Here is a 383-nt window from a genome sequence, read left to right on the forward strand (position 1 = left end):
GCGCCATCTGCGGCTACATCGACGAGGACATCGATACCGTCTTTGCACCGGAACTACCGGGCCTGGATCGGGACCAAATCCGACAGTGGTATAACGGTTATCGCTGGGGGGATGAGCGGTTGCCCTCGGTCTACAACCCCTTTGACGTACTGTTGCTGTTCCAGGAGCGGGAGTTTCGGCCTTACTGGTTCGAAAGTGCTACCCCCTCCTTTCTGGTCAAGCTCCTGTCTGAGCGGGGCGTGTTCACCCCCCGTCTGGACCATCTGCAGACCAAGGCCAGCCTGCTGGGCCGCTTCGACGTGGACGAGATTGCCACCGAAGCCCTCTTGTTCCAGACCGGCTATCTCACCGTGCACAAAGTGGAAGAACCCATCACCGGTTAC

The 383-nt window shown here is 59.3% G+C and carries 1 pseudogene; it reads left to right on the forward strand.

The features are described from left to right. Window positions 1-383, forward strand: a pseudogene (locus CKO35_RS17615) (AAA family ATPase); the annotation flags it as partial.

It is taken from the genome of Ectothiorhodospira shaposhnikovii (assembly GCF_016584105.1).
Classification (GTDB): domain Bacteria; phylum Pseudomonadota; class Gammaproteobacteria; order Ectothiorhodospirales; family Ectothiorhodospiraceae; genus Ectothiorhodospira; species Ectothiorhodospira shaposhnikovii.